Raw genomic sequence first — 15,269 nt, 5'->3', positions numbered from 1 at the left:
AATGGCAGTGATAAGGAATCAATAAAAAATCCTGCAGGGCCGTACCCCGCAGGATTTCTTATTCAGCATTATAGAGCATGTGCCTGCATAGCAGACTTCAGATCCTTATTTCTGTTCAGCAGCTTTTTTAGCTTCGATTTCCAGATCGTAGGATTTCTGGATACGTACATAGTTTTCTCTGCGCTGGAGGGCATCTCTTTCGGTCTTTTCGAAGAGTGCTTCTGCTTCTTCAGGGAAGAGTTTTGCCAGGGAGGAGTAACGGACTTCGCCCATGAGGTATTCTCTGAAGTTGCCCTTCGGTTCACGGCTGTCGAGATGGAACGGGTTCTTTCCTTCTTCGAGAAGAGTCGGGTTGTAGCGCCAGTTGCACCAGTAACCGCATTCTACAGCGCGTTTCTCTTCAGCAGAGGACATGCCCATTCCGGCTTTCAGGCCGTGGTTGATGCATGGAGAGTATGCAATGATCAGGGACGGTCCCGGATATGCTTCTGCTTCTGCAATAGCCTTGAATGCCTGGTTCATGTCAGCGCCAAGAGCAATCTGAGCTACATAGATGTATCCATAGGAAACAGCAATCATGCCGAGATCTTTCTTCTTTGTCTTCTTGCCGGAAGCTGCAAATTTTGCAATGGCAGCAGCCGGTGTGGACTTGGAGGACTGTCCGCCGGTGTTGGAGTAAACTTCGGTATCGAGAACGAGGACATTGACGTCTTCGCCGGATGCAAGAACCTGATCGAGGCCGCCGAAGCCGATATCATAAGCCCAGCCGTCGCCGCCGAAGATCCACTGGCTCTTCTTGATGAAGTGGTCTTTCAGTTCAAGGAGATCCTTGTATTCCGGATGAGCGGAGACTTCTGCTTCCAGAGCGCTTTCAAGTGTTTCAGCGCGGAGACGTGTGCCTGCGCCTACATCCTTCTTGTCAAGCCATTCTTCCATAGCTTCTTTGACATCGCCGGTTGCGGAAGGAAGAGCATTTGTAATTCTCTGAACAAGGCGGTCACGGAGTTTCTGTTCGCCGAGGTGCATGCCAAGACCGTATTCAGCGTTGTCTTCGAAGAGGGAGTTAGCCCATGCAGGACCCTGTCCGCGAAGGTTCTTTGTATATGGCATGGACGGGGAGCTTGCACCGTAAATGGAGGAGCAGCCTGTAGCATTGGCAATGACCATGCGATCACCGAACAGTCTGGTTACCATATTGATATAAGGTGTTTCGCCGCATCCTGCGCAAGCGCCGGAGAATTCGAAGTAGGTCGGTTCAAAGGCAGTGCCTCTGGCGGTTGTCTTTCCGATCGGGTTCGTTCTTTCCGGAAGATTCATTGCATAATCCCAGAGATTCTGCTTGGAAATCTGGGTATCAAGCGGTTTCATGACAAGAGCTTTCTTCGGAGCCGGGCATACGTTAGCGCAGATGCCGCAGCCATAGCAGTCTTCCTGATCGATAATGATGCGGAACTTGAGGCCTTTGACTGGTCCTCTGAATTCCTTGACGATGAATCCTTCAGGAGCAGCTTCTTCTTCTTCTTCTGTAACGAGTACAGGACGGATTGTTGCATGTGGGCAGACGATAGCGCACTGGTTGCATTCGATGCAGTTTTCAGCAATCCATTCAGGAACGTTGATAGCAGCGGTCGGGCGTTCATACTTGGAAGTGCCGGACGGGAATGTGCCGTCTTCCATGCCGGTGAAGGTGGAAACAGGGAGATCATCGCCTTCCTGACGGTTCATGACATCGCAGACGTTCTTTACGAAATCAGGACGTTCTACTCTGGCAATGGAGCCTCCGGTTGTTGCGTGAGCCCATTCTTCAGGAACCGGTACTTCAACAATGCCCTGCATGCCTGCATCAACAGCGCGGTTGTTCATGTCAACGACATCCTGGCCCTTCTTGCCGTAGGAGTGTTCGTTGGATTCCTTCAGGTATCTGATGCTGTCTTCATCAGGAATGATGTGGGTCAGATGGAAGAATGCAGACTGCATGATCATGTTGATGCGTCCGCCAAGGCCGATTTCCTTTGCAATTTCAAATGCATCGATGATGTAGAATTTTGCGTGGAGAGCAGCGAGTTTTCTCTTCATGCCGACCGGGAGGACTCTGTCGAGATCTTCTTTTCTCCATGTGGAGTTCAGGAGGAAGATGCCGCCTGGCTTGAGTCCGCGGAGAAGGTCATACTTGTAAATGTAGGATGGGCGGTGGCAGGCAATGTAGTCTGCTTTGCTGATCAGGTATGGTCTTCTGATCGGATCCGGTCCGAAACGGAGGTGGGAGATTGTTACGCCGCCGGATTTCTTGGAATCATAAGCGAAGTAGCCCTGTGCATAGAGGTCAGTGTGGTCGCCGATGATCTTGATGGCGCTCTTGTTTGCGCCGACGGTGCCGTCAGAACCGAAGCCCCAGAATTTGCAGGATACAAGCTTGCTTGGCATTTCCGGTACAGGAACCGGTGCCAGAGAGAGGTTTGTCACATCGTCGTTGATGGACAGTGTAAAGTTGTGGCGCGGTGTTTCTTCCTTGAGGTGTTCATAGACAGCCATGATGTCTTCCGGAACAACGTCCTTGGAACCAAGGCCGTAACGTCCGCCGCATACCTTGATGGAACGGCCGGAAGAAGCGATGGCGCTGACAACGTCAAGATACAGCGGTTCGCCGATGGCGCCCGGTTCTCTTGTCCTGTCGAGGACAGCAATCTTCTTGACTGTATCCGGAATCTGGGACAGGAAATGCTTGACGGAGAACGGACGGAAGAGGTGGACGTTCAGTACGCCTACCTTTTCGCCATGTGCATTAAGGGCGTCTGTGACATCTTTGCAGATATCCGTGACAGAGCCGATGGCAATGACGATGCGGTCAGCATCCGGAGCACCATAGTAGTCAAAGAGGTGATATTCTCTGCCGGTGATAGCGCTGATCTTGTCCATGTAGCCCTGAACGATGTCAGGAAGTGCATTGTAATAGGGGTTTGCGGATTCGCAGTGCTGGAAGTAGACATCCGGATTTTCTGCTGTGCCGCGGATGACCGGGTGATTCGGGTTCAGAGCTCTTGCTCTGAAATCAGCCAGTGCTTCCTGATCGATGAGAGGAGCCAGTTCATCATAATCCAGGACTTCAATCTTCTGGATTTCATGGCTTGTACGGAAACCATCGAAGAAGTTGATGAAAGGAACGCGGCCTTTGATGGCAGCCAGATGAGCGACGCCGGAAAGATCCATGATTTCCTGTGCGTTAGCTTCAGCCAGCATAGCGCAGCCGGTAGCTCTTGCACTCATGACATCCTGATGATCGCCAAAAATGGACAAAGCATGGTTGGCCAGTGCACGGGCAGCGATATGGAAAACGCCCGGAAGAAGTTCGCCAGCTACTTTATACATGTTTGGAAGCATGAGGAGCATGCCCTGCGATGCTGTATAGGTAGTAGTCAGCGCACCGCTCTGCAGAGAGCCGTGGAATGCGCCGGATGCGCCGCCTTCGGACTGCATTTCAACAACATGTACGGTGTCGCCGAAAATGTTTTTCTTTCCGTGTGCGGACCATTCGTCTACCACTTCAGCCATCGGAGAAGAAGGGGTAATTGGATAAATAGCAGCTACTTCTGTGAAAGCGTAGGAAATATACGCAGCAGCTGTATTGCCATCCATTGTTTTTACTTTTCTCACAAATAAACACTCCTTTTTCTTTACAGAAAAATCTGGGCTTTCAGACTTTTCCTAAAATGCCCTCAAGAGGGACATATGCACAATGGAAGCAGCAGATGAAGCAGAAAAGAGCTTGAAAGGCCCTGGTGATGGATCATTTCACTCATTCGTGAACACATGCCTTTTTTATACTCTGAAAAACAACCTCAAGCCGCTGATTCTCTTGCAAGAACCCTGAAAATTATGTACAATGATTTTATGATAAATTTGCATAGGTATCCAGCGTTTTACTCAGCCAGAGTTATGCAAAACATTGCGCTTTTTCAGGGTGCATCTAGCAGAGGTAGATACATTATTATTATAAGATAAACTCAATTATTCCACAAGAAGAATTGGCCCCGGGCGCATGCATTCAATTGCTTTCCTATGATAAAGAAAAGCATATACGGAAACAGGAGGAATATGCCATGGACTATCGTCACCTGAAGTATTTTATGGAAGTGGCGGAGCAGAAGAGCTTCAGCAAGGCGGCCAGAAATTTGCACATTTCACAGTCTGCAATCAGCCGTATGATCAAATCACTTGAAGAAGAGCTGGGGGTTACGCTCTTTATCAGAAATGCGAAGACTGTAGAAATCACAGCTCCTGGAACCATCTTCCTGAACTATGCTAAGCGCTGCTTGTTTGTTTTTGAACATTTGAAATCAGACTTTGAAAACGAATTCAATCTGAAGCAGGATACGATTGAGATCGGACTTCCGCCTATTACGGATGCCCATGTATTCGCAAAGCTTCTGGGTGAATTCAAGAAAACATATCCGCAGATTGCCATCAAATTGTATGAACATGGTTCCAAAGTCATTGAATCATCCGTTCAGGAAGGCGTCATTGATGTAGGCATCATCTGCACCATCCCGAATAAGGATTTTGAATCTTTCTTCCTTTCTGAAGATGAGATGTGCGTCGTCATGCCAAAGGGCTATCCGCTGGAAGAACACAAGGAAGTCCCGATGAAACTTCTGGCAGACTATCCGCTCGTTCTTTACCGTGATGATTTCAATCTTCATGACGACATTCTTGCCAACTGCAAGAAGATCGGATTCACTCCGAAGGTTGTATTTGAAACCAGCCAGCGTGAATTGATGCTGCAGACCGTCATGAGCGGACTTGGCGTTGCCATCCTTCCTTCCCGCCTTTGCCCGGCAAACAGCGAAGACAGCAAGGTTGTCACCCGTGTCATGACAGAACCGCGCATGACGCATCATCTCTATGCGATCTGGAAGAAAGGCCGCTACCTGTCCAGAGCAGCCCGTTTATGGATCAAATTCACCAAGGATCATCTGACACTTCTGAATGTAGATACAAAACTGGATGAAGGCATAAAGGAATAAAGTATCCGTGAGCAATTGGAAAGCTAAAATCGGCTGGAAGGATAAGAAGTATTTATACCTTGCACTGATCGCCCTGACGGGAATGACGATTTACCAGCAGGTTCTGATTACGGATCTGCAGACAAGGATGATGAATATAGAAGCCTCCCGCTATGATGATCAATTGAATGATATCCGCTGGGAAGCAGAAAAAGCGCTGGAAGAAAACAAGGAACAGCAGAAGGATATTCTTCACCTGCAAAAACACAGCTCAGAAGACCGTTTCCATATTATGGAAATGCAGTGGGATATGTACGGCAAGGGAGATCAATAAAATTCCCCGGCAGACTGCATGGCAGGATGCCGGGAATTTTTATTTTCAAAGCAGGGGAAAAAGTGCTGAATGGAGCGGTTTGACCGCATCCTAAAGAGTTCTTTAATTACGCTTGACAAATTTAGCATTAATGGGTATACTATTCAAGTAACTTACGTGCGGCCCGGTGGTGTAGTGGTCTAACATGCCGCCCTGTCACGGCGGAGATCGTCAGTTCAAATCTGATCCGGGTCGCCAGCGCGGAAGTAGCTCAGTGGTAGAGCACAACCTTGCCAAGGTTGGGGTCGCGGGTTCGAGTCCCGTTTTCCGCTCCATATGGCGGCATAGCCAAGCGGTAAGGCAGAGGTCTGCAAAACCTTTATCCCCAGTTCGATTCTGGGTGCCGCCTCCATATTTTTTTAAAGTTACCTGCCGGGGTGGCGGAACTGGCAGACGCAAGGGACTTAAAATCCCTCGAATCGTAAGATTCGTACCGGTTCGATTCCGGTCCTCGGCACCAATTAAGAATCAAACAGGCCGGAGCTTTGTGCTCCGGCCCTTTTAATTTATAAAAACATTTATCAGAGGTAATTATCATGGCAAAAAAAGGAAAAAAGACCAATGTGATGAGAATTCTGGATAAAGAAAAAATTGATTATGACACAAAGTCCTACGACTACACAGAAGAGGATCTTTCCGGCGTTCATGCAGCTGCTGCATTAGGCTATGATGCAGATATGGTATTCAAGACGATCGTTACCAAGGGAGACAAGACAGGTCCGGTTGTTTTCTGCCTTCCTTCTGAAAAGGAAATCGATTTGAAAGCAGCGGCCCGTGTAAGTGGAAACAAGAGTGTCGAAATGATTCATGTCAAGGAACTTCCGGGTCTGACGGGGTATATCCGGGGCGGATGCTCACCGATTGGAATGAAGAAAGAATTTCCTACATATATTGATGAAAGCTGCTATAACCATGAAAGGATCAGCATCAGCGCAGGCCAGAGAGGCCGCCAGGTACTGATTGCACCAAAAGATCTCGTAGAATTGATTCATGCGGAGGCAGCCGATCTGACACAGAAATAAAATACGGAAGCTTTATGAAAATCTGTTTTGGCGGTAAAAAAGCTGTGATGAAATGATCGTACATTTTGTCACAGCTTTTTATTGCCGTAAAATCGATGGTATTTTGTATACGAACTCCAGGGACGTAAAGGGGACAGACGGGGCCGCAGGGTCTTTAGGCCATACAAGAGGAAGAATTTGTCCGGAATAGTACTCAGTATAAAAATAAGTAAACTAAATCAAAATGAAAGAAATTTATTATATACATGTTATAAATGATAAAATTTCTATAAAGCGATATAATAAAGATGTAAGAAAAAGGATGCTGTGAACAGCTATTCCTGGAAACACGATATCCAGGAAACGGCTGCTGCACAGACAGAACGGAAGCGGAATCCGATTGATTTAACACTTTCTTTCTCTTCCCTCGCGGCCGTAATTGTTTTTATCCCATCCTTTTCTTGTTACGGGCGCGGGATGTATCCGGATTCCGATTCTTGAAAAAAAGACCTCTTTTGAGGTCCTTTTTCGTAAGTGAATAAAACTGCAGGCATAAAAGGTTTCTTCCTTTCTGGAATGATATAATAAAGGAAAAAGCAGTGCCGGCAAGGAGGGAAATTATGTTTATTTCAGGAATGACTGTGGAAAATTACAGAACGTTTCAAAATGTAAGTTTTCATTTCGACAGCCAGGTCAATTATATTGTAGGGGACAATAATATAGGGAAGAGTAATTTCCTGAGCCTTCTGAAATCAGCTACGCACGGATATGGATTCAAGGAGGCAGATTTCCTGGATTCAGACCTTCCGATACGGGTTACCTTCGATTTGACGACAAAAGATGAAGGCGGCAATGATTCCATCCGAATTGAGCTTAAACAGTCTGTCAGGGAGATCGTGCCGCGCCTCTACAATATGGATACAGGGGAAACACTTCCTCTTGAATACATGCGCTGCCTTTTCTGCCTGGATTTTGCTCTCTCTGAAATCCCTAAAAATATGCTGGATGACAATCTGGCCGGCAGGACGATCAGTATCTTCGATGAATATCTTTCCTATGGTCCTGAGGCCGTGGAAGAAGTGGAACGCATGATGAAGGAAAGAGGCTTTTCCATTTCCCTTCCTAAGGATGATCCTCATAAGGCCGCACTGGTCCTTTTCGGTGAAATTTTCGGCGCACAGATTTCCGGGACTTCTTATGATTCCACGATGAAGCTGATGATTGCCGTAGGGGTTTCGCTTCTTGTCCTGATGCGGGAGAAGCGGGAAAGCCGTGCGATTTCCTTCGAGAATATCATCATGACGAAGAATGACGGAACGCGCCTTCTTCCTGTCATTGTGAATATTGATGAGCCGGAGCTCCATCTGCATCCATACCTCCAGCGTGCTCTTCTGGCATTCTGCCGTTCGATCCTGAATAACAAGGAAAGTTTCTTCTTGAAGCTTGTGCAGAATCTTCTTGGTGTGGACGGACTGGACGGGCAGCTCTTTGTCGTCACTCATTCTACGGATGCTCTTGTCAACGACTACCAGAAAATCATCCGCATGTACAGGGATGAGAAGGAAATGGTACGTGCTGCCTGCGGTTCTTCCTTCCATTTTGACAGTGAAATAGAAAAGCATCTGATTATGCATTTCCCGGAAGTCAAGGAAGCCCTTTACTCCCGCTGCACGATCCTTGTCGAAGGAGAGACGGAGTATGGTTCCTTCGGCTATTTTGCAAAGACACTCGGCGTTCAGTTTGATTATCATGGAATCTGCCTCATCAATGCACGGGGAGAAAGTTCCATTTCAAAGATTGCTGAATTGATCCGACGTTTCCATATACCGGCCGTATGTCTCTATGACAGGGACGTCATGGGGTCAAGGCACCATTCTCCCTATGTCTTCTATACGGACTACATCTGTTTTGAAATGGATGTCGTAAAATCCTGCCTGTCACATGGGAAACGAAAGCTTCTCGATGACGTCATCGGGGATATTGAAGAAGCGGGGGATGTCGTAAGCTCTGCGCTGATCAAAAAAGCAGGAGCAAAGCTGGGCGTTCCGAAGGGCTTTTATCCGCCAAAGAAGCTGAAGAATATTAATCCAAGAGATGAGAAAGCGCAGGAGTTCTATTACTTTGCCTGGCTCTATGGGAACAAAGGCGTTATCATAGGGCGCGCTCTGGGAAAGAGGCTGACGGAAAATGAAATTCCGCCTGCTTTTGCCAGAACCATTCATGCGGCTGTCCGCTTTTCCGCCGGGAATAAGGGACAATCCGGTGAGAAGTAGTATGTCTTCAGGTACCTGGGTTTTTCTATAATGAAAATTTAACAATTTTGCTATTGAAAAACCCGAGTATACCTTTTAAGATTATAAAGATATCATATTTTGTTGTTTTTAAGGAGGCCGGCATGAACGCGATTTCGCTCAAAGGCCGTTCTGTCCTCGGACTGCAGGATTTTACAGCCGGGGAAATTGAACGGATTCTGGAAGTGGCAGCACAGATGAAAAAAATTGTACTGTCTGATAACAAAAAGCGGGATTTCCTGAAAGGCAAATCCATTGTGACAGTGTTTTCTGAGGCATCAACGAGAACACGCAGTTCTTTCGAGCTTGCCGGTAAATACTTGGGAGCCGATGTTATCAATATTACAAAGAGCGGCAGCTCGATGACGAAAGGTGAAAGCATGCGAGATACATTGCTTACTGTTTCCGCTATGGGAGTAGATGCAGTGATTATTCGTGATTCGTCAGAGGGGGCCGCTCTTTTTGCATCCAAAGTAATGAGCCCCAAGGTCAAGGTGCCTGTTGTCATCAATGCAGGCGACGGCGCGCATGCTCATCCGACGCAGGCGCTGCTCGAACTTTTCACATTAAAGGAAGCAGGCAAGAATATCAAAGGAATGAAGTATGTCATCATTGGCGACATTCTCCACTCCCGCGTTGCGCGAAGTGATATTTACGGGTTTACGAAGCTGGGCGCTGAAGTACATCTTGTGGGACCGCGCACTTTGGTTCCTAAGGAACTCGAGTCAATGGGAGTCATCGTTGATGACAACCTTGAAGATGCATTAAGGGATGCTGATGCGATCAATATTCTTCGTATCCAGCTTGAAAGAGCTGCAGGCGGATTCATTCCGACAACAAGAGAATATGCACGTCTCTTCGGCATCAACAAGAAGAGACTGGAGCTTTGCAAGAAGGATGCGGCCATCATCCATCCGGGCCCGATGAACCGTGGCATAGAAATCGGATATGATGTGGCTTACGATGAATCATCCTGGATTCAGGAAGAAGTAAGAAACGGCGTAGCAGTGCGTATGGCATTGGAGTATTTGACACTGACGGAGGGCAAAGACATTGAAGCTGGTCATTAAAAACGGAATCATTGTAAATCCTGCCAGAAAGCAGCATGAAAAAGGCGACATTGTCATAGAAAATGGGAAAATCCTCTCCATTGGCGGGACTGCAGATACAGAAGGGGCAGAAGTTTATGATGCAAATGGCTTGTTTGTTGCACCAGGACTCATTGATATGCATGTCCATCTCCGTGAACCCGGACAGGAAGCCAAGGAAGATATTCACACAGGCACGCAGGCAGCAGGCGCAGGCGGCATCACGCGCGTGGCAACAATGGCCAACACAAAGCCTGTCATCGATAATGCAGCAGTCTTCAGGGATGTGCTGAGACGCGTCGATGAATGCGGTGTCGTCAAGGTCAGCGTCATCGGTGCTCTTTCCAAAAATCTGGAAGGAAAGCAGCTCTCTGAGATGGGAGACATGGCAGCCGAAGGCGCAGCCGCTTTCTCTGATGATGGCCATTATGTAGAAAGCGCAAACTTCATGCGCAGGGCTATGGAATATGCAGACATGCTGCACAAGATGGTCATCGACCACGCAGAAGATGCAACCATGTGCTCCGGCGGTTTCATGAATGAAGGAAAGGTATCTTATGCAATGGGCGTGACCGGAAGACCGGCAGCCGGGGAAGATATTGCAGTAGCAAGAGATCTTCTTCTGTCAGAAATGACGGGATGCCATATCCATATCGCCCACGTCAGCAGTGCAAAGGCTGTGGAACTGATCCGCGAGGCTAAGGCGAAGCATGTGAACTGCACAACAGAAGTCACATCACAGCATCTTTACTTTACAGATGAATGGCTGAAGAATTATGAGTCTTCCTTCAAGATGGCACCGCCAATCCGCACCGAAGATGACAGGAAAGCTCTGATTGAAGGATTGAAGGACGGCACGATCGACGCCATCATTACCGATCATGCGCCGCACTGCAACGAAGAAAAGGATGTTCCTTTCAACTGTGCGCCTAACGGCATTGCAGGACTGGAAACGTCTCTTGCTTCTGCGCTGACGGTTCTTTGCCACAACAACGGATTTACGATTGACAGGCTTATTGAACTCATGAGCGTCAATCCGGCCCGTCTCCTTGGCGTAGAAGGCGGAGTTCTTGAAGAAGGAGCTGCTGCTGATATTGTCGTCATCGATCCGGACAAGGAATGGACGGTTCATGGAAATGAACTTTATACGAAATCACTTTTCACGCCTTATGAAGGACTGACTTTGAAGGGCAGGGCTGTGCTTACAGTCGTAGATGGAGAGATTGTCATGAAGGAAGGGAAGGTGCTGAAATGAAAGGCCTCTTGGTTTTAGAAAACGGCGCCCGCTTCGAGGGTGATCTCCTGGGAACAGTAGAAGGAATGGGAGAGCTCGTATTCAATACGGGCATGACAGGATACCAGGAATGCTTTACGGATCCGTCTTATGAAGGACAGATCCTGACACTGACATATCCGCTGATCGGCAACTACGGTGCGAATGATCTTTTCATGCAGAACAGGAAACCGGCTGCTGCAGGATATGTCCTGGATCAGATCACAGAGCATCCGAGCAACTGGGAATGCAAGGAAAAGATTACGGATTTCATTGAAAGATACCATGTGCCATGCCTCTACAATGTAGATACAAGAGCGGTCACAAGAATGGTCCGCATGCAGGGCGTCATGAAAGCTGTCATCGTTTCTGCTGACAGAGGCGAAGATTTCATTCAGGAAGCCCTGGCAAAACCGATGCACAAGAATCAGGTCGAAAGAGTAACGACCGCTTATCCATATACATACGGGGACGGTAAGTACCAGGTATCCCTTCTTGACTGCGGACTGAAGAAGAATATTCTCGTCAGTCTGGCGGCCAATGACTGCACGGTGCATGTATTCCCGGCCCATACAACGGCTGAGGAACTCCTTGCGTCCGATCCGGACGGAATTTTCCTTTCGCCCGGACCGGGAGACCCGCAGGATGTGCCCTATGTCGTTGAAACGGTCAAGAAACTGATCGGAAAGAAGCCGATTTTCGGTATCTGCCTGGGAATCCAGATGCTCTCCACCGCCTTAGGCGCGCATACCTTTAAGCTGCCTTTCGGACACAGAGGATCCAACCACCCGGTCAAGGACCTCAGAACCGGCCGCGTATACATCACGAGCCAGAACCATGGTTATGCAGTTTCCGATGAAGGACTGCCGGATTGCATTGAAGTCACGCACAGAAGCGTCAACGACGGAACCATTGAAGGCATCCGCCATAAGACACTTCCGATTCAGGCAGTGCAGTATCATCCGGAAGCTTCACCCGGACCGAAGGATAACTTCTATCTCTTTGCTGAATTTACGAAGGCCATGGAGGAGTTCAAAAATGATAAATAAAGATGTGAAAAAAGTTCTCGTTATTGGCTCTGGTCCTATTGTCATCGGACAGGCTGCAGAGTTTGACTACGCTGGTACACAGGCCTGCCGCTCTCTTAGAGAAGAAGGCGTGGAAGTTGTTCTTGTCAACAGCAATCCATCCACAATCATGACCGACGTAGATATTGCTGACCGTGTATATATCGAACCGATTACGCTCCCATTCGTAACGGAAGTCATCAAGAAAGAACGTCCGGATGCCCTTCTTGCCACGCTTGGCGGACAGGTCGGCCTTAACATGGCAGTACAGCTTGCTGATGCAGGTGTGCTGGACAAGTATAATGTAAAACTCCTCGGCTCTTCTCTCCATGCAATCAAGCATGCAGAAGACAGAGAACTCTTTAAGGAAGCTATGAAAGAAATCCATCAGCCGGTTCCTGAATCTGAAATTTTCGAAGACCTGGAACCTGCTGTTGCTTTCGCAGATAAGATCGGATACCCGGTCATCATCCGCCCCGCTTATACACTGGGCGGTACAGGCGGCGGCATTGCGCATGACCGCTATGAAATGGAAGAAATCGCCAACCGCGGCATCAAGCTTTCTCCGATCAATCAGATTCTGGTTGAACGCAGCATCGCCGGCTGGAAAGAAGTAGAATTCGAAGTCATGAGAGACGGTGCTGATAACTGCATTATCGTCTGCGCTATGGAAAATATCGATCCTGTCGGTGTTCATACAGGCGATTCCATTGTTGTCGCTCCGACGCAGACTCTGACAGACCAGCAGTACCAGATGCTCCGTACAGCTTCCCTTGATATCATCCGCTATCTCCGCATCGAAGGCGGCTGCAACGTACAGTACGGCCTTGATACCAAGACGAACCAGTACTACGTCATCGAAGTCAATCCGCGTGTCAGCCGTTCATCGGCTCTGGCATCGAAAGCAACCGGCTATCCGATTGCCAAAGTAGCAGCAAAGATTGCCCTTGGCATGCATCTTGATGAAATCACCAATGCCATTACAGGAAATACAAAAGCATGCTTTGAACCGTCGATCGACTATGTCGTATGCAAATTCCCGAGATGGCCGTTTGAAAAGTTCACGCTTGCCGACCGCGAAATCGGAACGCAGATGAAGGCAACCGGCGAAGTCATGGCGCTCGACCGTACACTGGAAGGTGCTCTTCTTAAAGCACTCCGTTCCCTCGAAGTCGGAGGCGGCTACCTGCACCTCGACAAGCTTGACGGACAGTCCCTCTATGATATCCGCTGCCTCTTGAGACGCATTGACAATGAAAGAATCTTTGTTGTCGCTGAAGCACTCAGAAGAGGCATCGAACCTGAAGAAATCAACCGCATTACAAGAATCGACCTCTTCTTCATCTACAAGATCCAGAACATCATTATGATGGAACGCCGTCTCATGAAGGAAGGACTGACGGTAGAATCCCTGAAGGCTGCCAAGAGAATCCAGATGCCTGATGAAGCGATTGCGCATTTCTGCGAAGTTACTCCCAAAGAAGTGGAAAACTTCAAGAGAAAAGCCAACGTGCATCCGGACTTCAAGATGGTAGATACCTGCGCTGCTGAATTTGAAGCGCATACGCCATATTACTACTCCACCTACGGCGCAGAAGACGAAGTAAAGCCGCAGGGGAAGGGTTCCGTCGTCGTATTCGGCTCCGGTCCGATCCGCATCGGGCAGGGCATCGAATTTGACTACTGCTCCGTTCATGCTTCCTGGGCTCTCAGGAAGGCAGGAAAGAAATCCATCGTCATCAACAACAACCCGGAAACCGTTTCGACCGACTTTGATACATCCGATTCCCTGTACTTTGAACCACTGACAGAACAGGATGTCATGGAAATCATCGATAAGGAAAAACCGGAAGGCGTCATCTGCCAGTTCGGCGGCCAGACTGCCATCAACCTGGCAACACCGATGGCAAAACGCGGCATCCGCATTATCGGTTCCTCCAATGAATCCATCGATATGGCAGAAGACCGTGAACGTTTTGATACATTGATGGGCCAGCTTGGCATTGCACGCCCGAAGGGCTGCCTTGTCGAAAGTGTTGAAGAAGCTATGGCAAAGACGGAGGAACTTGATTATCCGCTGATTGTCCGCCCAAGCTACGTCCTTGGGGGAAGAGCCATGCAGATCGTTTATGATCAGGCTGAACTGAAACAGTACCTGAAGGAAGCCGTTGTCGCATCCCATGAGCATCCGGTCCTGATCGACCAGTACATGGTCGGCCGTGAAGTGGAAGTCGATGCCATTTCCGATGGCGTCGATGTCTGCATCCCGGGCATCATGGAACAGATTGAACGTTCCGGCGTTCATTCCGGCGACTCCATTGCCGTTTATCCTCCGCAGCATCTCTCGCAGGAAATCATTGAAACACTGACTGATTACACAGGAAGAATTGCAAGAGCCATGAACGTCAAGGGCCTCGTCAATATCCAGTTCATCGTAGTCAATGGCAAGGTCTATGTCATTGAAGTCAATCCGAGAGCCAGCCGTACGGTTCCATTCATGAGCAAGATTACCGGCATCAACATGGTTGAATATGCAACAAGAGTCGCTCTTGGTGAATCCCTGAAGGATACAGGGCTTCCGCTCGGACTCGTGCCGGACAAAGGCTATGTAGCCGTTAAAGCACCGGTATTCTCTTTCTCCAAGCTGGGACTTGTTGAAATCAAGCTCGGGCCGGAAATGAAATCCACCGGCGAAGTCATGGGCATCGGACACACCTATCAGGAAGCACTTTACAAAGCAGTCGTTGCTGCGCATCTTACCGTTCCGTCCCATGGCAATGTCCTGATTACCGTCAGCGACCGCGATAAGCCCGAAACAGCTGAACTTGCCCGCGGGTTCGTCAACCTCGGATATCGTCTGATCTGTACATCCGGTACAGGTTCCTATTTCCAGAACCTTGGAATTCCGGTTGAAATCATCAAGAAGATCCATGAAAAGGGCGAAAACTGCGAAAAGTATCTGAAACTTGGCAAGGTAGACATGGTACTCAATACGATTTCCTATGGAAGCCAAATCGAACAGGAAGGCTATGACCTCCGCCGCATTGCGGTAGAACTTGCCATCCCGTGCATTACTTCTCTGGATACAGCCAAGGAAGTACTGCGTGTCATGGCATCGACCGGAGATGGCTATCACGTGGAAGCCATTCAGGATTATGTGAAGGAGAACTGAAAAA

9 protein-coding genes and 4 tRNA genes are annotated in these 15,269 nt (G+C 48.5%); 12 read left to right on the top strand and 1 reads right to left on the bottom strand.

Features of this window, described 5'->3' with window-relative positions; all coding sequences use genetic code 11:
• Positions 1-105 precede the first annotated feature (105 nt).
• Positions 106-3,633, bottom strand: a complete 3,528-nt coding sequence (gene nifJ / locus Dia5BBH33_RS06020) for a pyruvate:ferredoxin (flavodoxin) oxidoreductase (protein ID WP_269776994.1) — start codon at positions 3,631-3,633, stop codon at positions 106-108.
• Between the two features lie 464 nt (positions 3,634-4,097).
• On the opposite strand from nifJ, the gene Dia5BBH33_RS06015 reads away from it, so the two are divergent.
• The 12 genes from Dia5BBH33_RS06015 to carB all read left to right on the top strand — a co-directional run bounded on the left by Dia5BBH33_RS06015 (position 4,098) and on the right by carB (position 15,265).
• Positions 4,098-5,021: a LysR family transcriptional regulator gene (locus Dia5BBH33_RS06015; RefSeq protein WP_143332569.1), complete on the top strand. Its 924-nt coding sequence runs from the start codon at positions 4,098-4,100 to the stop codon at positions 5,019-5,021.
• A 7-nt stretch (positions 5,022-5,028) separates the two neighbouring features.
• Positions 5,029-5,334 carry a hypothetical protein gene (locus Dia5BBH33_RS06010; protein ID WP_022382984.1) on the top strand — a complete coding sequence of 102 codons (306 nt, stop codon included), beginning with the start codon at positions 5,029-5,031 and terminating at the stop codon, positions 5,332-5,334.
• Positions 5,335-5,494: 160 nt separating this feature from the next.
• A tRNA-Asp gene (locus Dia5BBH33_RS06005) sits at positions 5,495-5,571 on the top strand.
• Positions 5,572-5,573: 2 nt separating this feature from the next.
• Positions 5,574-5,648, top strand: a tRNA-Gly gene (locus Dia5BBH33_RS06000).
• Between the two features lie 3 nt (positions 5,649-5,651).
• Positions 5,652-5,725, top strand: a tRNA-Cys gene (locus tag Dia5BBH33_RS05995).
• 19 nt (positions 5,726-5,744) lie between these two features.
• Positions 5,745-5,833 (top strand) — tRNA-Leu (locus Dia5BBH33_RS05990).
• A 76-nt stretch (positions 5,834-5,909) separates the two neighbouring features.
• Positions 5,910-6,395, top strand: a complete 486-nt coding sequence (gene ybaK, locus Dia5BBH33_RS05985; protein WP_143332568.1) for a Cys-tRNA(Pro) deacylase — start codon at positions 5,910-5,912, stop codon at positions 6,393-6,395.
• A 599-nt stretch (positions 6,396-6,994) separates the two neighbouring features.
• Positions 6,995-8,647 (top strand): ATP-dependent nuclease, encoded by a 1,653-nt coding sequence (locus Dia5BBH33_RS05980; RefSeq protein WP_143332567.1) that lies wholly within the window; start codon positions 6,995-6,997, stop codon positions 8,645-8,647.
• Positions 8,648-8,769: 122 nt separating this feature from the next.
• Complete coding sequence (locus Dia5BBH33_RS05975; protein ID WP_022383071.1) at positions 8,770-9,735, top strand: aspartate carbamoyltransferase catalytic subunit; 966 nt, start codon at positions 8,770-8,772, stop codon at positions 9,733-9,735.
• Positions 9,719-11,008: a dihydroorotase gene (locus tag Dia5BBH33_RS05970; protein WP_143332566.1), complete on the top strand. Its 1,290-nt coding sequence runs from the start codon at positions 9,719-9,721 to the stop codon at positions 11,006-11,008. The genes Dia5BBH33_RS05975 and Dia5BBH33_RS05970 overlap by 17 nt, the downstream gene beginning before the upstream one ends.
• Positions 11,005-12,075: a glutamine-hydrolyzing carbamoyl-phosphate synthase small subunit gene (carA, locus tag Dia5BBH33_RS05965; protein ID WP_143332565.1), complete on the top strand. Its 1,071-nt coding sequence runs from the start codon at positions 11,005-11,007 to the stop codon at positions 12,073-12,075. Before Dia5BBH33_RS05970 ends, carA begins: the two co-directional genes overlap by 4 nt.
• On the top strand, positions 12,065-15,265 hold the full coding sequence (gene carB, locus Dia5BBH33_RS05960; protein WP_143332564.1) for a carbamoyl-phosphate synthase large subunit: 3,201 nt from the start codon (positions 12,065-12,067) through the stop codon (positions 15,263-15,265). The genes carA and carB overlap by 11 nt, the downstream gene beginning before the upstream one ends.
• The last annotated feature ends 4 nt before the right edge of the window (positions 15,266-15,269 follow it).

Origin of the sequence: Dialister hominis, from assembly GCF_007164725.1 — a bacterium.
In the GTDB taxonomy this organism is placed as follows: Bacteria; Bacillota; Negativicutes; order Veillonellales; family Dialisteraceae; genus Dialister; species Dialister hominis.
This window is presented reverse-complemented; position numbering and strand designations above follow the sequence as displayed.